This window comes from Kosakonia sp. WA-90, from assembly GCF_039871955.1.
GTDB classification, from domain to species: Bacteria; Pseudomonadota; Gammaproteobacteria; order Enterobacterales; family Enterobacteriaceae; genus Kosakonia; species Kosakonia oryzendophytica.
The window spans coordinates 155,314-175,805 of sequence record NZ_JBDPLJ010000005.1; the positions used below are offsets into that span (position 1 = coordinate 155,314).

19 protein-coding genes are annotated in these 20,492 nt (G+C 54.7%); 13 read left to right on the forward strand and 6 right to left on the reverse strand.

Annotated elements, in window-relative coordinates:
* Position 1 precedes the first annotated feature (1 nt).
* Complete coding sequence (gene proP, locus ABGA49_RS11135) at positions 2 to 1,504, reverse strand: glycine betaine/L-proline transporter ProP (RefSeq protein WP_061498590.1); 1,503 nt, start codon at positions 1,502 to 1,504, stop codon at positions 2 to 4.
* Positions 1,505 to 2,108: 604 nt separating this feature from the next.
* Here proP and kdgT point away from each other — a divergent pair.
* Positions 2,109 to 3,107, forward strand: a complete 999-nt coding sequence (gene kdgT, locus ABGA49_RS11140; protein ID WP_088237250.1) for a 2-keto-3-deoxygluconate transporter — start codon at positions 2,109 to 2,111, stop codon at positions 3,105 to 3,107.
* A gap of 98 nt (positions 3,108 to 3,205) precedes the next feature.
* On the opposite strand, the gene ABGA49_RS11145 is transcribed toward kdgT, so the two are convergent.
* Positions 3,206 to 4,081: a diguanylate cyclase regulator RdcB family protein gene (locus tag ABGA49_RS11145; protein WP_061498597.1), complete on the reverse strand. Its 876-nt coding sequence runs from the start codon at positions 4,079 to 4,081 to the stop codon at positions 3,206 to 3,208.
* Positions 4,078 to 6,432 (reverse strand): clamp-binding protein CrfC, encoded by a 2,355-nt coding sequence (crfC, locus tag ABGA49_RS11150; protein WP_347665558.1) that lies wholly within the window; start codon positions 6,430 to 6,432, stop codon positions 4,078 to 4,080. Before crfC ends, ABGA49_RS11145 begins: the two co-directional genes overlap by 4 nt.
* A gap of 602 nt (positions 6,433 to 7,034) precedes the next feature.
* On the opposite strand from crfC, the gene ABGA49_RS11155 reads away from it, so the two are divergent.
* The 12 genes from ABGA49_RS11155 to ABGA49_RS11210 all read left to right on the forward strand — a co-directional run bounded on the left by ABGA49_RS11155 (position 7,035) and on the right by ABGA49_RS11210 (position 15,682).
* Positions 7,035 to 7,370, forward strand: coding sequence for a zinc ribbon domain-containing protein YjdM (locus ABGA49_RS11155; protein ID WP_061498605.1), 336 nt, complete (start codon positions 7,035 to 7,037; stop codon positions 7,368 to 7,370).
* Positions 7,371 to 7,517: 147 nt separating this feature from the next.
* Positions 7,518 to 8,243, forward strand: a complete 726-nt coding sequence (gene phnF, locus ABGA49_RS11160; protein WP_061500224.1) for a phosphonate metabolism transcriptional regulator PhnF — start codon at positions 7,518 to 7,520, stop codon at positions 8,241 to 8,243.
* A complete protein-coding gene (gene phnG / locus ABGA49_RS11165; protein WP_061498607.1) occupies positions 8,244 to 8,696 on the forward strand; it encodes a phosphonate C-P lyase system protein PhnG in 453 nt (150 codons plus the stop codon).
* On the forward strand, positions 8,693 to 9,277 hold the full coding sequence (gene phnH / locus ABGA49_RS11170; RefSeq protein ID WP_061498610.1) for a phosphonate C-P lyase system protein PhnH: 585 nt from the start codon (positions 8,693 to 8,695) through the stop codon (positions 9,275 to 9,277). Before phnG ends, phnH begins: the two co-directional genes overlap by 4 nt.
* Positions 9,277 to 10,344: a carbon-phosphorus lyase complex subunit PhnI gene (locus tag ABGA49_RS11175; protein WP_347665559.1), complete on the forward strand. Its 1,068-nt coding sequence runs from the start codon at positions 9,277 to 9,279 to the stop codon at positions 10,342 to 10,344. Before phnH ends, ABGA49_RS11175 begins: the two co-directional genes overlap by 1 nt.
* Positions 10,337 to 11,185 carry an alpha-D-ribose 1-methylphosphonate 5-phosphate C-P-lyase PhnJ gene (locus ABGA49_RS11180; protein WP_061498615.1) on the forward strand — a complete coding sequence of 283 codons (849 nt, stop codon included), beginning with the start codon at positions 10,337 to 10,339 and terminating at the stop codon, positions 11,183 to 11,185. Before ABGA49_RS11175 ends, ABGA49_RS11180 begins: the two co-directional genes overlap by 8 nt.
* Positions 11,182 to 11,940: a phosphonate C-P lyase system protein PhnK gene (gene phnK / locus ABGA49_RS11185; protein WP_061498619.1), complete on the forward strand. Its 759-nt coding sequence runs from the start codon at positions 11,182 to 11,184 to the stop codon at positions 11,938 to 11,940. Before ABGA49_RS11180 ends, phnK begins: the two co-directional genes overlap by 4 nt.
* 10 nt (positions 11,941 to 11,950) lie before the next feature.
* On the forward strand, positions 11,951 to 12,637 hold the full coding sequence (gene phnL / locus ABGA49_RS11190; RefSeq protein ID WP_347665560.1) for a phosphonate C-P lyase system protein PhnL: 687 nt from the start codon (positions 11,951 to 11,953) through the stop codon (positions 12,635 to 12,637).
* On the forward strand, positions 12,634 to 13,770 hold the full coding sequence (gene phnM, locus ABGA49_RS11195; protein WP_061498624.1) for an alpha-D-ribose 1-methylphosphonate 5-triphosphate diphosphatase: 1,137 nt from the start codon (positions 12,634 to 12,636) through the stop codon (positions 13,768 to 13,770). The genes phnL and phnM overlap by 4 nt, the downstream gene beginning before the upstream one ends.
* Positions 13,767 to 14,318, forward strand: coding sequence for a ribose 1,5-bisphosphokinase (gene phnN, locus ABGA49_RS11200; protein ID WP_167352626.1), 552 nt, complete (start codon positions 13,767 to 13,769; stop codon positions 14,316 to 14,318). Before phnM ends, phnN begins: the two co-directional genes overlap by 4 nt.
* Positions 14,319 to 14,377: 59 nt before the next feature.
* Positions 14,378 to 15,136, forward strand: a complete 759-nt coding sequence (phnP, locus tag ABGA49_RS11205) for a phosphonate metabolism protein PhnP (protein ID WP_347665561.1) — start codon at positions 14,378 to 14,380, stop codon at positions 15,134 to 15,136.
* A gap of 204 nt (positions 15,137 to 15,340) precedes the next feature.
* Complete coding sequence (locus ABGA49_RS11210) at positions 15,341 to 15,682, forward strand: phosphotyrosine protein phosphatase (protein ID WP_061498629.1); 342 nt, start codon at positions 15,341 to 15,343, stop codon at positions 15,680 to 15,682.
* Positions 15,683 to 15,687: 5 nt separating this feature from the next.
* On the opposite strand, the gene yjdP is transcribed toward ABGA49_RS11210, so the two are convergent.
* The 3 genes from yjdP to ABGA49_RS11225 all read right to left on the reverse strand — a co-directional run bounded on the left by yjdP (position 15,688) and on the right by ABGA49_RS11225 (position 20,415).
* Positions 15,688 to 16,011 (reverse strand): DDRRRQL repeat protein YjdP, encoded by a 324-nt coding sequence (yjdP, locus tag ABGA49_RS11215; protein ID WP_347665562.1) that lies wholly within the window; start codon positions 16,009 to 16,011, stop codon positions 15,688 to 15,690.
* An 83-nt stretch (positions 16,012 to 16,094) separates the two neighbouring features.
* Complete coding sequence (locus ABGA49_RS11220; RefSeq protein ID WP_347665563.1) at positions 16,095 to 17,558, reverse strand: bifunctional UDP-sugar hydrolase/5'-nucleotidase; 1,464 nt, start codon at positions 17,556 to 17,558, stop codon at positions 16,095 to 16,097.
* A gap of 292 nt (positions 17,559 to 17,850) precedes the next feature.
* Positions 17,851 to 20,415 carry an ATP-binding protein gene (locus ABGA49_RS11225; protein WP_088237244.1) on the reverse strand — a complete coding sequence of 855 codons (2,565 nt, stop codon included), beginning with the start codon at positions 20,413 to 20,415 and terminating at the stop codon, positions 17,851 to 17,853.
* Positions 20,416 to 20,492 lie beyond the last annotated feature (77 nt).

Genomic DNA, 20,492 nt, shown 5'->3' on the forward strand with positions numbered 1-20,492 from the left:
ACTAGTCGTTAATTTTCGGATGCTGCTGCACCAGCCGTGCGCGTTTCTCCTGCAATTGCGCAATTTCTTCATCAATATCTTCGATCTTCTGCTCAATATTATCGTGATGCTCCTGCAGGATTTCTTTTGCTTCCTGAATATCCGACGCGGCTGGCGTTGCGCCTTTCAGCGGGCGGTTCGCCGTCTCTTTCATGGTCAGGCCGGTAATAAGACCAATCACGGCGATCACCATCAGGTAGTAAGCTGGCATCAACAGATTGTCAGAGCTTTCCACCAGCCAGGCAGCCAGCGTTGGCGTCAGACCCGCAATCAGCACCGAAATATTAAAGGCGCTGGCCAGTGCGCTATAGCGGATATGCGTGGGGAACATCGCGGGCAACGTTGAAGCCATCACCCCGGTAAAGCAGTTCAGGATCACCGCCAGCATCAGCAAGCCCGCGAAAATCAAGCCGATAATGTTGCTGTTAATCATAATGAAGGCCGGAATGGCCAGCGCAAACAGTGCAACGCTCCCCAGCAAAACAAACGGACGGCGACCAAAACGGTCGCTCAACAGCCCCATCACGGGCTGCACAAACAGCATACCGATCATAATGGCGATGATGATCAGTACGCCGTGATCTTCGGAGTAGTGCAGGTTGTGCGACAAGTAGCTCGGCATGTACGTCAGCAACATGTAATAGGTGACGTTGGTGGAAATCACCAGGCCAATACAGGTCAGCAGGCTGCGCCAGTGTTTGGTGGCAATCTCTTTGAAAGAGATCTTCGGTCCTTCCTGCAACCCCTGGCGATCGCCCTGCTCCAGCTTATCAACATGCTGCTGGAATGCCGGTGTTTCTTCCAGCGCATGGCGCAGATACAAACCGATAATACCCAGCGGCAGCGCTAAAAAGAACGGAATACGCCAGCCCCATTCCAGAAAGTTATCTTCGCCTACAATGGTCGAGAGCAGCACCACAACGCCCGCGCCCAGCACAAAACCGGCAATGGAGCCAAAGTCCAGCCAACTGCCCATAAACCCGCGTTTACGGTCCGGAGAGTACTCCGCAACGAAAATGGACGCCCCGGTATATTCCCCGCCCACCGAGAAGCCCTGCGCCATCTTACACAGCAACAGCAATATCGGTGCCCAGATGCCAATCGTGGCGTAAGAGGGAATCAAGCCGATACAGAACGTACTGACCGACATAATCACAATAGTGATGGCGAGGATTTTCTGCCGCCCGTATTTATCGCCGAGCATGCCGAAAAACAGACCGCCAAGCGGCCGAATCAGAAAGGGGACGGAGAAAGTCCCAAGCGCGGCAATCATTTGCACGCTGGGGTTGGCATCCGGGAAGAAGACTTTACCAAGGGCGTAGGCCACAAAGCCGTAAACGCCGAAATCAAACCACTCCATGGCGTTACCCAGCGAGGCGGCGGTAATCGCTTTACGCAGTTTGCCATCATCAATGATGGTCACATCACGCAGGGTAATCGGTTTAATTTTTTTCCTTTTTAACATGCATCTTTTCCTCTTTAGACTTTCGCCCGAACCGCCCGACTTTCCTTTTATTGCCAGACGTTTTTACAGCGTTTTCAGCTTTCTTATTCAAGCGTAGCAGGTTTACTTACACTGGCATGGGCAGCCTGTACAACCGAACCTGTTGACGCCTGTTGGGCAGTTAATGACCTTTTTACCCTAGCAGGGTTTTAAAATGTGATCAAATTCACACATTCTCCTCGGTGATCATCATCCCCACTTTTAACACACCTCATTTCGACCGTGATTATTACTCTGCTTCCTTTATTTACGTCTGGTTTTTCACAACTCATTTACAGCAATTTAATTTGATAAAACATCAGAAAATCTTTACACAAAATATGTGATGAAGATAACTAAAACACTGTTTTATTCTTATTGAATCAATATTCCAAAGATCAGATGATACGCGCAGAAACAGCGGCGTTAGCGTCAGTTCTGCGCCAGGCAAAGGCACATAGCCCGAATGATGGCAGGAAATGGCCGCGAATAAACCGATAACATAATCATTTAACTTTCTGAAAGTATTGAATATTAACTTTTATCTTTCCTCGTTCATGCTGATGACGAGAAATGAGGGCTCATTATGAAAATCAAGGCCACAATTGAACGTATCCCTGGGGGGATGATGCTGGTCCCGCTGCTATTAGGGGCTATTCTGAACACACTTGCGCCGGATACCGGTGCGTATTTCGGTTCCTTCACCAAAGGCATGATTACCGGCACAGTACCGATTCTGGCGGTATGGTTCTTCTGTATTGGTGCATCCATTGATTTACGCGCCACCGGCACAGTATTGCGTAAATCCGGTACGCTGGTGATGACCAAAATCGCCGTCGCATGGGTCGTTGCTATGATCGCTGCGTCCTTTATTCCGGACACCGGGATCCAGACCGGTTTCTTCGCCGGTCTCTCGGTGCTGGCCATCGTCTCCGCCATGGATATGACCAACGGCGGCCTGTACGCCAGTCTGATGAACCAGTACGGTAGCAAAGAAGAGTCCGGGGCATTTGTGCTGATGTCACTGGAATCCGGTCCGCTGATGACCATGGTGATCCTCGGCTCCGCAGGTCTGGCCTCCTTTGAACCACACCACTTTGTCGGCGCTGTATTGCCGTTCCTGATCGGTTTTACGCTCGGTAACCTCGATCACGACCTGCGCGCATTCTTCAGCAAGGCGACGCCGGTGCTGATCCCGTTCTTCGGCTTCGCGCTGGGGAATACCATCAATCTGAGCGTGATTCTGGATACCGGTCTGCTGGGTATCTTCCTTGGTGTGGCGGTCATTATCATCACCGGTATTCCGCTGATCATTGCCGATCGCGTGATCGGCGGCGGCAACGGTACCGCCGGTGTGGCAGCCTCTTCCGCCGCTGGCGCAGCGGTGGCTAACCCGGTGATTATCGCGCAGATTAACCCGGCATTTCAGCCTGTCGCCGCTTCCGCAACGGCGCTGGTTGCTGCCAGTGTGATTGTGACAGCGATTCTGGTGCCGATCATCACGGCACTGTATGCAAAGCGTTTCGGTACTATTCCACTCGCTACAGACAAAACGGAAACTGCCGTCGAGTCCACCGGGCATTAACCGCCCACAAAAAAAGCCCCATCAGGGGCTTTTTGTTGTTCGCTATGTCCTGCAATTAACGACCCGTCCGGCCAGATAATTGCAGGGCACACCAACGGTTAAGCAAAAATCTCTTCCACCATCGCTGTCGCAATCCGTGTGGCGGAACAGAGTCGCGGCATCCCTAACGCCACTGTTTGCCAGCTCTGCGTCACCGACCAGCAAACCGGATGACGTTCTGCATCGCACCAGTCGCCGAGCCAACCCAGCAGATCTTTATAATCCATCAACCCGGGTGTTGACGGCGTCGCCAGCCATTGATGATAAAAATGGCGGGTGGTCGGTGCGGCATTAATGCCCTGAGCCAGAAAATCCGCCGCCATCACACGCAAATTGTCTTTCAGCATATTCGCCACATCTTCATTCGCCAGCCGGCAGGCATCGCCAAACGCTCCCCAGCGCAACTCTTCCAGCGCCACATAACAGCGCCCGGCCATCGACCAGCCGTTATAGCTCCCGGCACGCCAGTGGGTAAACACCTGCTCACTATGGTTTCCCGCCTGCACTGCTAACCCACGCTGCGTCAGCGCTTTCTCTTTCCACGCGGCACGCTGGCTAAAATGCTCAATCAGTTCATCGTACTGTTGTTGTAAACCGGGCGTCGCACTACTGGCAGGGCGGCTGGTTTGCTGCATAGTCGTCAGGTGCTGAGTAATGCGGGTTAATGCCAGATGACCAGGATCGAGCATACTGGCCAGTTTTTCAGCCAGCCCAAGGCGGAGCGTATCATTGTCGTTTAACACACCGGACATAGCCCACGGGCGCAGCTGCGTTTGCGCCATGATCTCTTGCGTCAGCCTCTCACGGAACAACTGCTGTTGGGGCACGATTGTTGACTGACGAGACGCATCAACGCCTTGCACCAAGTCCACGATAAATTTCGGATGGATACTTTCCAGTACGCGTCCGGGTCCTTCCAGAAGTCGATTTTTCATGGTTGATCTGCCGCGAATAGGGTTTGTATGTCATCGCGTAACAGACGAGCGTCCTCGTGGATCCAATTTGCCGTCCGAATGCAGTGCTGCAAATGCTGCCGCAACGCCAATACTGACGATTCGTTTTGCTGCCGTATCGCCAGGCTGTCACGCAAACTTTCCTGTAGTCCCGCGAGACTTAACGAGAACTCGGCGAAAAATGTTGCCATCCCTGCCGTAACAGAAACATCGACCTGTGCGGCTAAAGCTTTACGGATTTGTTCACAAAAATGCGCGATATGGTTGATCAATTTCTGATGTAACGAGCCAACATCGATGACATAGCGGGTACGCGTGACCACATAATCATCCCAGCCCCAACTGGGGTTATTCAGCCAGCGCGATACCGTTTCCCGCACACTGCTCGCCCGCGCTGCTTGCCCGGCGGGAACATCTTCCGGCGAAATCACGTTGGTAAACAGCGAACGGGTGTTAAAGTTCAGTGTACTGGGCTGGAAAGCCGGGAAACTGATGCGCGCACGAAACCCCGCATGGTTAAGCTCTTCTTTTATACGGGTTTCAATGGGACGCATCGTATCGTTCAGGGAGCGAGTCAGCGTGTGCTCCAGTTCATCAAAACGCAGAGCCAACCCGCGGCTGATGCGCTCCTGCGCCGCCAGTAAAATCGTCTCACAGCCTGAGCGGATTTTACTGATCACAATCTGCGCCTGACCTTCATCTTCCAGAATAAGCTGGTCCGGGGTCAATCCCGCGTTCAGACGCAGATCCGCCTTGCTGTCACGCGCTATGCGCACCAGTTTTCCCTCGTGGAACCAGGCATCAATCGCCTCGACGATTTCAAACTGCTGACCATGAAGAAAGGTCTCCGCCGCAGCCAGCGCCTCTTCCACTTCATGCGCAATTTCGTCGCTAACGCGCTCCTGGCTGGTACGCAACAGCGCCATATCCTCTTCCAGACGCGTAATATTATGCTCCAGCTCCTCATACGCCACCGTTAATCCCTGGTAGCGAAAATCGAGATACTCGCGGGCGCTCTGTGTGTAATTCAATAACTTATGCGAAGCCGAGCGCAGCGCGAACAGCGATGCGTTGGCATGGGCCGCGTGCAACAACTTGCGGATCGGCTGCTCGAAAAGCGAGTCTTCCCACAACAGGTTGGCGGCATGATGAATATGTTCGATATCGTCTAAATCGGCTGTACGCCAGCGCCGCCCCAAAGCGGCTTCGGCAAAGTCCTGTACCCAGCGCTGATCCTGCGGATGTGGCAAGCGTCCCTGGCTTTGAAGCTCGTGGCGCGCCCGGTTAGCCAGATATCCCCACATAGAAGAGACCGGGAAAATCTGCGTCGGATTAATTTGCCCCTTCATCAGCGTGCCGGAAATCAGCGCCCGAACCTGCTCTTCATCGTCGCTATTGCGATCTTTCTGGTCGAATTTATTCACCAGCGCATAGAGCGGAACCGAGCGGCCAACCGCGGAAATCGCGCGACGCACTTCTTCATCAGAAATCGATTTAAGCTGTGTATAGTCCATCACCGCCAGTACGGCGGAGGCACGGGCTAACTGCTCACTCAACATTTTTTGCAGGTGGGGCTGCCCGGCTTCGTTTGGCCCCGGGGTATCCAGCAGCGTCAGTTGACCGAGTTGCTTATCGAGACCGGCCAGATGCACGAATTCGACTTCAATCACCGGAATATGCTCAATGGAGGCATACGCGGAAAAAGGAAAATCCACATCCAGCGCTTTCGAGAGCCGCACTAAGTCGTTGAGACTTTTCAAACAGTGAAATATCGGCTGTGCGCCAAGGTAGTGTTTGTCAAACGCATTCCCCTGGGCAATACGATCCAGCAGACCGGCCATGTCTTTATCGATTTCCAGCTTTTGCGCCAGCTTTTCGCGATCGTACTTAAACAGTCGTGTCTGCAACTGTTGCGACAACGCATCGATCGGCCCCACATGAGAAAAATGCAGCACCGGCTCTTTCTGACCCGGCGTGTGGCGAATCAGTGTCGGCAATGCCGTCATGGGACGGTTGCGATTTGGCAACACCTCAGTACCCACAATCGCATTGATGGTGGTCGATTTGCCGGCTTTCATGGTGCCAACGATCGCCAGCACCATCTCCAGACGGGTGATTTTCCGTAATTCATTGTGCAGCGTGGCCTGTTGTGCCTCAACGCCGCGCGAACTGAAATGTAAAGGCAGTACGTTGGCATTTTCTGCTGTGCCAGGAAGGCTCGTCTCATCAAACGTCGCCGTCGGCATTTTTTTCAACGCCTGGAGATTATGCAAAGAGAGTTGTAACAGCCTCTCTGCCTCCTGGCTTAATTCAAAAATTGTCTGTGTGTGCATGTTAAAAGTCTTTCCTTAACGCAAATTTCTTACTTTTATTTAGCCGCGCAGTTATTTGTTAAGTTTCGGCTTTTATAATTACGTGTGGAAAATATCTTCGAAAAGATAAATACCTGATGGGAATCAGGAAATGATATTTTTATCTCAAAAAATGACAGCAACACCCCTCCGGTCATAAAAAACCAGAGAATTTCAGCGTAGCGCATTTTTGGAAACAGCCAGGATATATCGTCATGTATTTACCCACCCAAATTGAGAGGTAATTATCCCCCAATGGCGCTGGAGGCAGCAGGTATGACAGTTTGTAGCTAATTACATCAGGTACTCCCTGCCACCATATCTGAATTAGTAAATGCTGGCAATTTCCACCCGTAAATATTCCGAATATTAAGCATGAGATAATCCTCACAACGTTTCTGCGATAAGCATCGCTTAAGCGAATGACAGGTTATGTCACCGCTATCACTTTTTTATCCTTTATGAAAAAAAACAATAACAACGGCAAATGTGCGGTTTTGCTGTATAATTGCGGACTTTTCAGGCAATGCGCCTTTTGTGTCAGCTAAATGCTGGCCGTGTATGTACTTTTGAGGAAATCCCCTATGCAACTCCCGCACTGTCCACAATGTGATTCCGAATACACTTACGAAGATAACGGCATGTTCATTTGCCCGGAATGCGCACATGAGTGGAACACCGCCGAATCCAGCCACGACGCCGACGAATTAATCGTCAAGGATGCAAATGGCAACCTGTTAGCCGACGGCGACAGCGTAACTGTAATTAAAGATTTGAAAGTAAAAGGAAGTTCTTCAATGCTGAAGATCGGCACGAAAGTGAAAAATATTCGTCTGGTGGAAGGCGATCATAATATTGATTGTAAGATCGACGGCTTCGGCCCGATGAAGCTGAAATCTGAATTTGTTAAAAAGAACTAATGTATCGGCGGGAAGTTAGCTTCCCGCCAGATAATTTCCCAACCCCTCCCAGCATTCATCCCTTCGCAATCCGCGTATAACGTAAATGAAACATTAACGCTGCAGCATAAGGCCACACCTTATCTGGCCTACGGGGCGTTGATGACCATGCACTTATCCAGACATCCGACCAGTTATCCTACACGTTATCAGGAAATTGCCGCCAGACTGGAGCAGGAACTGCGCAATAACTATCGTTGCGGCGACTGGCTCCCTGCAGAACAGCAACTGGCGGCACGCTTTGAGGTGAATCGCCACACCCTACGCCGCGCCATCGATCAATTGGTAGAAAAAGGTTGGGTACAGCGCCGTCAGGGCGTTGGCGTACTGGTGCTGATGCGCCCGTTCGATTATCCCCTCAATGCGCAGGCCCGCTTTAGCCAGAACTTGTTGGAGCAAGGCAGCCATCCTACCAGCGAGCGCCTGCTGGCGGTGTTGCGCCCGGCATCCGGCACTGTGGCGGATGCGTTAGGCGTACAGGAAGGCGATAACGTGATTCATTTGCGCACCCGCCGACGCGTCAATGGCATAGCACTCTGTTTAATTGATCACTACTTCAGCGACATGACGTTGTGGCCGGTGCTGCAACAGTTTAATAGCGGTTCGCTGCACGATTTTTTGCGCGAACAATCCGGTATCCACCTGAAACGTACCCAGACACGCATCAGCGCCCGTCGCGCGCAGGCCAAAGAGAGCCGTTGGCTGGAGATCCCCAATATGGCGCCGCTGCTCTGCGTGCGCACCCTTAATCACCGTGAAGGCGAAATCAACGCAACGGAGTACTCCGTCAGCCTGACACGCGCCGACATGATTGAATTCACCATGGAGCACTGAATGCATTTCGATACCCCCACCCGTCAGCGTTGGATGGCAACGCTGGCCCGCTCCACCCCGGAGATACTGCGGGCGAGGATGCGCACGCTTGGACTGGCACCGGAATATGAACAAATACGGGCACCGCAAACCGGGCTGGTGCAAATTCAGGCGCGCATGGGCGCGACCGGCGACCGTTTTTTTCCCGGCGATGCGACCCTGACTCGCGCAGTGGTTCAACTTGCTGGCGGGCAACTCGGTTTTAGCTGGGTATTGGGCCGCGATAAAGGCCATGCCGAACGCTGCGCCGTGTGCGATGCACTGTTACAGGATCCCACCCACTATCAGACCCTGATGGAAACCCTTATTGCCCCGCTGGAAGCAGACCACGCTGCGCGTATTGACGCGCGCCAGGCCGAAATCAGCGCCAGCCGGGTCGACTTCTTTACTCTGGTTCGCGGAGATAACGCATGACCTTACAACCCGCATTCGCCTCAGCGGTTCACGATGCCCAACACTGTTTTCGCCGTTTGCTAAAAGCCATGAGCGAGCCGGGCGTCATTGTCTCGCTGCCGCAACTGAAACACGGCTGGCCGCCGCTCAACGCAGCTTCTACCAGCGTACTGTTGACGCTGGTAGACAACGACACCCCAATCTGGCTCTCCGGTACGCTCAGCAACGATCTGGTCCGCCAGAATCTGCGTTTTCATACCAATGCACCGTTGGTGGATCAACCGCAACAGTCGCTGTTCGCAGTGGCGGACCACACCCTAAGCGCCTTGCAGCTCAGCGCACTGCCTGGCGGTACTGCCAGCAGCCCGGAAACCAGCGCCACGCTGATCTTGCAACTGCCGGGTTTGAGCGGCGGACGCATGCTGCGCCTCACCGGGCCTGGCATTCTGGAAGAGCGCATGATTGCGCCACAACTGCCGGAGTGTATTACCGATGAGTTTACCGACCGTCCGCACTCGTTCCCGACAGGCATCGATGTGATCCTGACCTGCGGTGACCGCGCGCTGGCTATCCCCAGAACCACACTTGTGGAGGTGTGCTGATGTACGTTGCTGTCAAGGGGGGCGAAAAGGCGATTGCCGCCGCCCACGCTCTGCAGGAACACAAACGTCGTGGCGACAATGAACTGCCGGAACTGAGTGTCGGGCAAGTTGCCGAACAGCTCCACCTCGCGGTGGACAGGGTGATGACCGAAGGGGGCATCGCCGATCGCGAGCTGGCGGCACTGGCGCTGAAACAGGCAAGTGGCGATAACGTCGAAGCCATCTTTCTGCTGCGCGCTTACCGCACGACGCTCCCGCGTCTGGCCGTTAGCGAACCCATCGACAGCGCAAACATGCGTTTAGAACGCCGTATTTCAGCAATCTACAAAGATATTCCCGGCGGGCAGTTGCTTGGCCCTACTTATGATTACACCCACCGGTTACTGGACTTCGCCCTGCTTGCCGAAGGCGACATTCCCCCGTTGCGCACCGCAGAGCCTCGCCCGCAGGAAGCCACACCGCATGTTTTCAGCCTGCTGGTCAATGAAGGACTGGCAAAAGCCGAGCAGGACAGCGGCACAGCACCGGATGACATTACCCGACAGCCACCGGTTTTCCCTTGTTCGCGGGCGTCACGTTTGCAGCAATTGGCGCGCGGCGACGAAGGATATTTACTGGCGCTGGCCTACTCCACCCAACGTGGTTACGGGCGCAATCACCCTTTCGCTGGCGAGATCCGCAGTGGCTATGTCGAGGTGGAAATTGTACCGGAAGAGCTGGGCTTCGCCGTGAATATTGGCGAACTGCTGGTGACCGAATGCGAAATGGTCAACGGATTTGTCGCCCCGGAGAACGAGGCGCCGCATTTTACCCGTGGCTATGGGCTGGTGTTTGGCATGAGCGAGCGCAAAGCCATGGCAATGGCGCTGGTAGATCGCGCATTGCAAGCCGCCGACTACGGAGAACCGATGCGCAGCCCGGCGCAAGACGAAGAGTTCGTGCTGGCGCATGCGGATAATGTCGAAGCGGCGGGCTTCGTCTCACACCTCAAGCTCCCCCATTACGTCGATTTCCAGGCTGAACTGGACCTGCTCAGACAGCTACAACAGGAGAAGCACCGTGGCTAACGCGCTGACCGGCTATAACTTTGCCTTTCTTGATGAGCAAACCAAACGCATGATCCGCCGGGCGCTGCTCAAAGCGGTAGCCATCCCCGGTTACCAGGTGCCGTTTGGCGGCCGCGAAATGCCCATGCCCTATGGCTGGGGAACCGGTGGCATTCAGCTTACCGCCAGCGTGATTGGCGAAGACGATGTGCTGAAAGTGATCGATCAGGGAGCGGACGACACCACAAACGCCGTATCGATTCGCCAGTTCTTCAGTCGGGTAACGGGGGTGGAAACCACCGAGCGCACCGCAGACGCCACGCTGATACAGACCCGCCATCGCATTCCTGAAACACCGCTGACCGCCGATCACATTCTGATTTACCAGGTACCGATTCCGGAGCCATTGCGCTTTATTGAGCCGCGCGAAACCGAGACCCGCACCATGCATGCGCTGGAAGAGTACGGTGTAATGCAGGTGAAGCTGTATGAAGATATCGCCCGCTTCGGCAACTTCACCACCCGCTATGCCTGGCCGGTGAAAGTCAATGACCGCTACATCATGGATCCTTCGCCCATTCCGGCTTTTGATAACCCGAAAATGCACATGATGCCCGCCCTGCAACTGTTTGGCGCCGGGCGAGAAAAACGGATTTACGCCGTGCCGCCTTATACGCAGGTGGTCAGTCTCGATTTTGAAGATTACCCCTTCGCACCGCAAAAATGGGATCACCCTTGTGCCATCTGCGGTTCGACCCACAGCTACCTGGATGAAGTGGTGCTGGATGATACCGGTAAGCGGATGTTCGTCTGCTCTGACACCGATTACTGCCGCCAACAGAGCGAGGCTTTACGTAAATGACCCAACCGCTGCTTTCGGTGAATCACCTCTCGCATCTGTATGCGCCGGGAAAAGGTTTTACCGATGTGTCGTTCGATCTCTGGCCTGGTGAGGTACTGGGCATTGTCGGAGAGTCCGGTTCCGGTAAGACCACATTACTGAACGCGATTTCGGCCCGCTTGCCGCCACAGCAGGGCGACATTCTCTACCAGAACCGCAATCTGTACGCCATGAGTGAAGCCGAGCGCCGCCGACTGCTACGCACCGAATGGGGCGTGGTGCATCAGCATCCGCTGGACGGCCTGCGTCGCCAGGTGTCTGCGGGCGGCAATATTGGCGAACGCCTGATGGCTACCGGTGCACGCCATTATGGGGCCATCCGCGCCACGGCGGAGCAGTGGCTAAGCGATGTAGAGATCCCGCCATCACGTATTGATGATCTTCCCACTACTTTTTCGGGCGGTATGCAGCAGCGGCTGCAAATTGCCCGCAACCTCGTCACACAGCCAAAGCTGGTGTTTATGGATGAACCCACCGGCGGGCTGGACGTATCAGTCCAGGCCCGGTTGCTGGATCTGCTGCGCAGTCTGGTGGTGGAAATGAACCTGGCCGTGGTGATGGTCACCCATGATTTAGGCGTTGCGCGCCTGCTGGCGAACCGCCTGCTGGTCATGAAACAGGGTCAGGTGGTGGAAAGTGGGTTAACTGACCGTGTTCTCGACGATCCGCATCATCCGTACACCCAATTACTGGTCTCCTCGGTATTACAAAATTAAGGAGTGTCCAATGCCTGTCTTACGTGTGGAAAATGTCAGTAAAACCTTTGTCCTGCACCACCAAAACGGCGTGCGTCTGCCCGTACTGCGCGAAACCTCGCTGAGTGTGGATGCAGGAGAATGCGTGGTGCTGCACGGGCACTCCGGCAGTGGGAAATCCACGTTGCTGCGTTCCCTGTATGCCAACTACTTGCCGGACGCCGGTCATATCCATGTGAAGCACGGCGATGAATGGGTGGATTTGGTACATGCCCCGGCGCGTAAAGTGCTGGAAGTCCGCCGTCACACTATCGGCTGGGTGAGCCAGTTTTTACGTGTGATACCGCGCGTCAGTGCGCTGGATGTGGTGATGCAACCCCTGCTGGAACAGGGCGTGCCGCGCGATGTCTGTGTCCAGAAAGCGGGTCAGTTGCTGGCGCGACTCAATGTACCTGAACGCTTATGGCATCTCGCGCCTGCCACCTTTTCCGGCGGTGAGCAGCAGCGTGTCAATATCGCCCGCGGCTTTATTGTCGACTACCCGATTTTGCTGCTCGATGAACCTACCGCTTCGCTGGATGAGAAAAACAGCGCCGCCGTCGTTGAACTGATTGCGCAGGCAAAAGCGCGCGGTGCGGCGATTGTCGGCATCTTTCACGATGGCGCAGTACGTGAACACGTTGCCGACCGTCTGTATCCGATGGGAATTCACGCATGATCATCAACAATGTCAAACTGATCCTTGAAAATGAAGTGGTTAGCGGATCGCTGGAGATCCGCGACGGCATGATCCGCACGTTCGCCGAAACTCAGAGCAGCCAGCCCGGCGCGCACGATGGTGACGGCGGCTGGTTGCTGCCGGGCCTTATCGAACTGCATACCGATAACCTGGATAAATTCTTCACGCCGCGCCCGAAAGTGGACTGGCCGGCACACTCGGCAATGAGCAGCCACGACGCGCTGATGGTTGCCAGCGGTATCACCACCGTGCTGGATGCGGTCGCGATTGGCGATGTGCGCGACGGCGGCGATCGGCTGGAGAATCTGGAAAAGATGATTAACGCCGTGGAAGAGACGCAAAAACGCGGCCTGAACCGCGCGGAGCATCGTCTGCACCTGCGCTGCGAATTGCCGCATCACACCACGCTGCCGTTATTTGAAAAACTGGTCAGCCGTGAACCCGTCACGCTGGTATCCCTGATGGATCACTCACCGGGTCAGCGCCAGTACGCCAGCTATGAGAAGTACCGCGATTACTACCAGGGCAAATACCATCTCACCAACGAACAGATGGATGCGTTTGAACAAGAGCAACTGGCACTGGCGGCGCGGTGGTCTCAGCCAAACCGGCTGGCGATTGCCGCCCACTGCCGGGAACGCCACCTGCCACTGGCCAGCCATGATGACGCCACGCGTGAGCATGTGGTGGAGTCCCATCAGTTGGGCAGCGTGATTGCGGAATTCCCCACCACTTTCGCAGCCGCAGAAGCCTCCCGTGAACATGGTATGAGCATTCTGATGGGCGCGCCGAACATTGTGCGCGGTGGCTCTCACTCTGGTAACGTGGCAGCGCACAAGCTGGCGCAGCTCGGCCTGCTGGATGTGCTGTCGTCTGACTACTATCCCGCCAGCCTGCTGGATGCCGCGTTTCGAATTGCGGTAAACGAAGAGAACGATTTCACCCTGCCGCAGGCGATCCGTCTGGTAACGAAAAACCCGGCGCAGGCGCTGAACCTTAGCGATCGCGGCGTGATTGGCGAGGGGAAACGGGCGGATCTGGTGCTGGCACATCACAAAGGCGACCATGTGCATATCGATCACGTCTGGCGTCAGGGAACTCGGGTGTTCTGATGGGCAGACTGATCTGGTTGATGGGGCCATCCGGTGCCGGGAAAGATACTCTGTTGGCGGCGCTTCGCCAGCGGGAGCATCCGCAGCTATTGGTGGCGCACCGCTATATCACGCGCCCGGCCAGCGCGGGCAGCGAGAACCATATTGCGCTGAGCGAAAAGGAGTTTTTCACCCGTGCTGAACAGCATCTTTTTACGCTGAGCTGGCATGCCAACGGCTTTTACTACGGCATTGGCGCAGAGATCGATCTCTGGCTGCAAACCGGGTTTGATGTAGTGGTGAATGGTTCTCGTGGGCATCTCCCCCAGGCGCTGGCACAGTATGGCGATGTGCTGGTGCCGGTGCATGTACAGGTATCTGCGGAGATTTTACGCCAGCGGCTGGAAAGACGCGGGCGGGAAAATGCGGCGGAAATCGCCGCACGACTGGAAAGAGCAGCCCGCTACCCCCCGACAGGTTGCCTGACACTCAATAATGACGGAAGTTTGCTACAGTCAGTCGAAGGACTGGTCACGCTGATACGCGCGCAACAAGGGAAAAGTGCGTAATGATGGCGGCGCAGTGCGTCTGCGCCGATTACGTGAACCCAACCGTTGTAAGGGGTCGTATGAGCTTAACAATCACCCTCACTGGCACGGGCGGCGCGCAGTTAGTGCCGGTATTTGGTTGCCACTGCGCCGCCTGCCATCGCGCGCGGCAGAACGAGGCGCATCGCCGCAAGCCCTGTAGCGCCGTCGTTCAGTTTAACGACGCGGTAACGCTACTGGATGCGGGTATCCCAGACCTGATGGAGCACTTTCCGGCAGGCGCGTTTCAACAATTTTTGTTGACCCACTACCATATAGATCATGTGCAGGGCTTGTTTCCGCTACGCTGGGGCGTGGGCGATAAAATCCCGGTCTACGGCCCACCAGATGAGCAAGGCTGCGACGACCTCTTTAAACACCCCGGTTTGCTGGATTTCAGCCATACCGTTGAGCCGTTTGTGGTCTTTGATCTGCAAGGGTTGCAGGTCACGCCTTTGCCGCTGAATCACTCGAAAATAACGTTCGGGTATCTGCTTGAAACCGCGCACAGCCGGGTGGCCTGGCTGTCAGATACGGCGGGTCTGCCCGACAAGACGCTGAAGTTCTTGCTCAATAATCATCCGCAGGTGGTTATCATAGATTGTAGTTATGAACCCCGCCCGGAAACGCCAAAAAATCACAGTGATTTGACCACAATTATCGCCCTGAATGCGGTGATTCGCTGTCCGCGAGTGATCCTAACCCATATCAGTCATGTCTTTGATCAATGGATGATGAAAAACCCGCTGCCGACGGGGTTCGAAGCAGGGTATGATGGCATGCGGATTGTGCTGGATTAGACCGCACAATATGGATATATTCGTCCCGGTATTTCCCGATGGAGCCGGGAGAAGCAAACGCAGCCTGTAAAGAGGTAGTTTGAGGGATAAAGCGTACAGACTCGCACCGAAAAGTTGTTGCGCGCAACGCAACGGGGTCTTCAATACCCGCGTGTGATCAGGTAGTAATTCGCACTACGCGGCATTAATGAGTAATAACTTGCCATGAATGTGCTTTTTATTTGTAGCCGAAACCAATGGCGCAGCCCGACGGCTGAGCAGGTTTTTCGTCGCTATCCCGGGCTCAATGCCCGCTCCGCCGGGACTCAACGCCAGGCAAGAAAAACAGTGTCGCCCGCCATTCTTTCCTGGGCAGACGTTATTTGTGTAATGGAAGAGCAGCACAAGAGCCGGATCATGGCCGACTTTGGCCGGTTGATGCAGCATAAACCGGTGCATGTGCTGGATATTCCCGATCATTACCACTTTATGGATCCGCAGCTGGTCGCTCTGCTGGAAGATATAGTTCCGGCGCGCCTTGGGCTTCGCGTACGCGTTCCGGCCTAGCGCCGTTAGCGGTCGTAATCGTCTTCCAGCCTGCGCTGTTCATCATCAATCTGGCGTCGCTCCTCATCGAGCTGGCGCTGGCGGTCGTCGAGCCGCTGGCGTCGGTCTTCCAGTTGCCGGCGGCGATCTTCATAGCGCCGGCTGCGTTCGTCACGACGCAGGCTATCGTCCTGATAGCGTTGATCGTCATCCCGACTGCCATCGGTGTTATACGCATCACCGATCGCGCGCTGAATATTGCCAATGGCATCGTCGATAATATCGGCATGGGCCATCTGACCACTGAGAGAGAGTGCGCCGACGAACAGCGCTGTCGCGTAACGTTTCATAAAGCCAGTCTCAAAAGGTGACTGGCTGTACGTTAATTTACGCCATAGCGGGCGAGTAGCGGAGAAATCTCAAATCCCCGGCGTTACGGAATAAGACGCACGCGCGGTTGCGGCATCGGCAGATTGGTATGCTTATTTACGTATTCGCGCAGCAGAGAAGCCATCGTCACCTCATACCGATCGCGGATGGCAATCTCGCGGATACCGTAATCGCTTACCTGCTCGTTACAAGCGACCCGGTAGGTTTGATTGACCTCCAGCGGCGCGCCATTGATGCGAATGTCGATCATCCTGTCACCCACCGGCCGACTGAAATCCACCGCAAAGGTCATGCCACTCACGTGAACATAAGCACCGGAAATCAGCTGCTTTTCCGTATAGTTATGTTCGATAAAATCCTTAATCTGTTTCCCACTCATCTCCCGGGTAACCAGCGGGAGCGTAAAAGGCAGCGCCTTCAACAACTGCCCGTAAGACACCGGCCCGGCACTGAGGCTGTCGCGCAGAAAAGCGCCCACGGTAAATGCGATATCCGCGCGGGCGTATTCCCGTTCCGCGTCGGCCAGCAACGCGCCCAAATTGGTTTGCCCTGAACGTACATGCTCGCGTTTTCCATCCAGTGTAAAGGGCAATGTCATCACGATACGGCTTAACGTTTCTGCGTTCCGGGCCTGTTGCTGGTGGATAAACGTTTCAACATCCCGATCGGCGGTCACACCGGCAAGCGCCGTTTTATCCAGCAGGTGTTCATGCCAGCTCACCCGATGGTGATTCCTGAAGGTTAACGTCAACTCGCCCAGAAAGTCGCCATACTGCCCGGCATTGACCATGATGGTATGACCCACTTGTACACCGTTTCTCACCTCAATATGGTCGTGACCGTCTACAACGACATCAATATCCGGTACAGCGGCAATCAATTTGTCGATATTCACATCCGGGTCAACCTTGCCCAAATGCGCCAGCACAATAATCACATCGGTTTTATTTTTGATTGCAGCAACCGTCTCTTTCACCGCCGTAACAGGATCGGTGACCGAAAAACCGGACAGTTTATTGTCTGTTGTCGCCATCATGGCATTCAATGGAGAAACACCAATAATCCCCACATTCATCCCATCAATATTTTTAATAATAAAAGGGGGAAATGCAGGCTTGCCTTGATACAAAATATTCGCAGAGATAAAAGGGAAACGGGATTTTTTATTTAGTGTCAGCAACGCCTGCCCGCCAAAAATAAAATCGGCATTACCTGGCGTAAAGGCATCATAGCCCATCATGTTCATGGCGGTAATATTTGTCTCGCCGAGCGATAAATCCGTAACCGGTACGCCGCTAACCGCATCACCGACGTCCAGAAACAGCACGTTATCTGTTGTATTACGCCGTTCCTTTACATAACCACTTATTTTTCCGTACCCAATTCCCTCTTTGCTCATCCCCCGGCCGTGCGTATCACCGGTATGCAGTATCGTTAGTGTGACGTCGCGGGCGCTGAGTGAAAAGGAGGTAATAATAAGCACACTACAACACAGCCATTTTTTCATTTTATCTTCCCTATATTATTTACAACTATACTTCGATATTACCCATGTTTATTCATGATGAATAAAAACAAAAAAAACCTGAAATCCAAAAACCGTCGAAACGGAGTGTGCGGATTTCAGGTTTAGCCTTAAGAGAGTAACAATCCTGATGTAAATAATTTATCGGGCATTAACATGAAGAACAATAGTGTTATTTCCGGGTATGTGAAGACCATCACCGGAAATAAGATACTTAAATTCATTCTGCTCTTTTTTCTTCGCCAGCAACAGGGTCCCCTATTTAAACACCGTTTTATGCCGCAATTCGCCGCAGCGCCTGCGCGAGCTGGATACGAGTAAAAGGTTTACGCAACAGTTCAACATCCGGCAGTGCGGGGTTATGCGCCGGACGCAGATCCTGGCCGCTAATCAGCAGCAACGGTAAATGCGGGTAGTGCTGGCGCGCGGCGCTAATCACGTCGGCCCCGCTTAAACGTCCGGGCAGCATCAGATCGCTTATCACTATGCCAATCTCTTGCGAGGCTTCCAGCAGTTGCAACGCCTGTTCACCGTTTTCCGCCTCCAGCGTCAGATAGCCCAGTTCATGGAGCTGTTCACAGAGCGTCTGGCGCACATCGGCTTCATCTTCCAGTACCAGGATCAGCGTGTCGCTGGTGTCGCGCACCTGCGCCTGGTCAGCTTCTGCATGACTGCGTGCCTGCACCGTCGCACGCGGGAGTTGCAAACGCACCGTCGTGCCCTGCCCTGGCGCACTCTCAATTTCAACCCGACCGCCAGACTGACGCACAAAGCCGTAAACCATCGACAACCCCAGTCCGCTCCCACCGCCGGTCTGTTTGGTGGTAAAAAAGGGCTCAAACACCTGCGCTTTAACCTCCTGCGACATCCCGCAGCCATGATCGATTACTTCCAGCGCTACCATATCCTGTTTGCGTCCGTCACGGCGGGTTACGCGCTGGTTCCAGGTCCGGATCTTGATGACTCCGCTTTGGCCTTCCATCGCATCGCGGGCATTCATCACCAGATTGATGATCGCATTCTCCAGTTGCCCGACATCTATCCAGGCGGGCCACGCCGGGTGCTGCGCTTCAATGTCCAGCGCCAACGTGGTAGGGAGCGAGTGGCGCATCAGCTCGCCAAGGTTCTCTAACAGAGGTTGCATATCCACCGCATGGGGATGCAGCGACTGTTTGCGGGAAAATGCGAGTAGCCGCTGCGTGAGCAACGCCCCTCGCTCAGCAGCTTTCAAGGCGCGGGAAATGCGCGGGGCATCCGGTGAAGCGGGATCCACCAGTTCGAGGCTGCCGATAATCACCGCCAGCAAGTTGTTGAAATCATGCGCCAGACCGCCGGTAAGCTGCCCCACTGCTTTCATTTTCTGGCTGTGCAACAGCGCTTCCTCCAGCCCCTTACGTTCCGTGCGATCCAGCACCACGTTAACCATCCCGCGCCCCGGCACCGGGCTGAAACGCAGTTCGATAGTGCGGTTGTCTGCCAGCCGCAACTCCTGCGCTTTCGGCAGCGGGCGGGCAAGATTCTCCTGCACGTGCGCAGGGAAATCGCTCACCTGCCGCAGCAGCATTTGATAATGCTGACCGCGCTGTAATGCCTGCGCCGTTAAGCCGAGCAACAGTGGATATTGCGGATTCCACACCACCAGGCAGCCCTGGTTATCAAACAACGCAAACCCATCGCGCATAGCGTGAAAGGTGGTTTCCAGTTGCGTACTTTTCTCTTTTAGCAGCTTCGACGTGTGCTCCAGCGAGGCGGTATTACGCGCAAAAACGTTGAAAGCGCGCGCCAGCTCACCCAGTTCATCACGGCGTTGCAGCGCAGGCACCGACACATCCTGTTCGCCATGCGCCAGCCGCGACATAGCGCGAGAAATCGCCGTCAGATTGGAACCCAGATTACGGTAGATATACCACCCGGCAAACCCGGTGATCACCAGCGCCAGCAGCGCAAATCCACTGATAAAGAAGATGATGGAGCGCATCTCCTGATGACGCTGAGCGGTGCGCAGATCCGAGGCCTGCGCCACGGCGGCAACATAGCGGTTGATATCACTGTTCAGCAGCGCCACCAGCGCTTTGATATGAAACATCGACCAGTTGATCGCCAAATCACTCTCTTCAAGCTGGAGCGACAGCGGCCCCAGCTTGCGCAGTTCGGCGCTAAAATCCGGCAAAATAAATCCTACCGCGGAACTATCGATACGCTGCGGTAACTGCCCCATGATATCAGTGAGTTGCCGGACGGTGGGACGTGGTGAGGGGGTCTGAATCGCAGCGATAATGAGCCGATCCATCTCCTCCAGCAGTTGCTTATCAGGAACATTGCCGCCATCACGGGCATTCACCTCTTGCAGGTGGCGCAAATAACTCTGGTTCTGGTAGAGCGAGCTGAGCAGCGCATTACGCTCCAGATGGCGGCGCTGCCCGCGTTGCAGCATCTCGGTGACGCTCTGTTGCAACTCATGGCTGCGCCGGGTGATTTGCGCCACCAATTGTGGCTCCTGATGTGCCAACGGCGCATTCGCCAGTTGGCTTAGCGAATACTGGAGCGCGTGTTGGGTTGCCTCCAGCCGTTCCGCTTCACCTTTGTATTCCAGCGCGCCAACCACCTGCGACAACCGCACCGCTGCCGTGGCAACGCTGGCGGTATCCCGCGCCAGATTCATGCTGCTGGTCATATCGTCCAGCGTCTGCTGCTGCACCTGCTCCTGGATCTGGCTGGCATGGCGAAAACCCAGCACCGCCACGCCGCAGACCATTAACGTTACCGCCACGACCAGCAAGTTGAAGAACAGCAGTCGCCCACGTGTGCTGACGAAAAACGAATTCGCGCGATACGGCATAACAGCTCCAGGAGAGAGTTAAAACAGTTTCTTAACGTCACTATGACAAATATGAACAGCTTCTGACATTTTGCATT

What these genes read in the sequence shown, in the direction of transcription:
- kdgT (WP_088237250.1), top strand. Translation starts at nt 2,109, where the DNA reads ATGAAAATCAAGGCCACAATTGAACGTATCCCTGGGGGGATGATGCTG.
- ABGA49_RS11155 (WP_061498605.1), top strand. Translation starts at nt 7,035, where the DNA reads ATGCAACTCCCGCACTGTCCACAATGTGATTCCGAATACACTTACGAA.
- phnP (WP_347665561.1), top strand. Translation starts at nt 14,378, where the DNA reads ATGAGCTTAACAATCACCCTCACTGGCACGGGCGGCGCGCAGTTAGTG.
- ABGA49_RS11210 (WP_061498629.1), top strand. Translation starts at nt 15,341, where the DNA reads ATGAATGTGCTTTTTATTTGTAGCCGAAACCAATGGCGCAGCCCGACG.
- phnH (WP_061498610.1), top strand. Translation starts at nt 8,693, where the DNA reads ATGACCTTACAACCCGCATTCGCCTCAGCGGTTCACGATGCCCAACAC.
- phnK (WP_061498619.1), top strand. Translation starts at nt 11,182, where the DNA reads ATGACCCAACCGCTGCTTTCGGTGAATCACCTCTCGCATCTGTATGCG.
- crfC (WP_347665558.1), bottom strand. Translation starts at nt 6,432, where the DNA reads ATGCACACACAGACAATTTTTGAATTAAGCCAGGAGGCAGAGAGGCTG.
- ABGA49_RS11220 (WP_347665563.1), bottom strand. Translation starts at nt 17,558, where the DNA reads ATGAAAAAATGGCTGTGTTGTAGTGTGCTTATTATTACCTCCTTTTCA.
- ABGA49_RS11225 (WP_088237244.1), bottom strand. Translation starts at nt 20,415, where the DNA reads ATGCCGTATCGCGCGAATTCGTTTTTCGTCAGCACACGTGGGCGACTG.
- ABGA49_RS11175 (WP_347665559.1), top strand. Translation starts at nt 9,277, where the DNA reads ATGTACGTTGCTGTCAAGGGGGGCGAAAAGGCGATTGCCGCCGCCCAC.
- phnL (WP_347665560.1), top strand. Translation starts at nt 11,951, where the DNA reads ATGCCTGTCTTACGTGTGGAAAATGTCAGTAAAACCTTTGTCCTGCAC.
- phnF (WP_061500224.1), top strand. Translation starts at nt 7,518, where the DNA reads ATGCACTTATCCAGACATCCGACCAGTTATCCTACACGTTATCAGGAA.
- phnM (WP_061498624.1), top strand. Translation starts at nt 12,634, where the DNA reads ATGATCATCAACAATGTCAAACTGATCCTTGAAAATGAAGTGGTTAGC.
- yjdP (WP_347665562.1), bottom strand. Translation starts at nt 16,011, where the DNA reads ATGAAACGTTACGCGACAGCGCTGTTCGTCGGCGCACTCTCTCTCAGT.
- phnG (WP_061498607.1), top strand. Translation starts at nt 8,244, where the DNA reads ATGCATTTCGATACCCCCACCCGTCAGCGTTGGATGGCAACGCTGGCC.
- ABGA49_RS11145 (WP_061498597.1), bottom strand. Translation starts at nt 4,081, where the DNA reads ATGAAAAATCGACTTCTGGAAGGACCCGGACGCGTACTGGAAAGTATC.
- proP (WP_061498590.1), bottom strand. Translation starts at nt 1,504, where the DNA reads ATGTTAAAAAGGAAAAAAATTAAACCGATTACCCTGCGTGATGTGACC.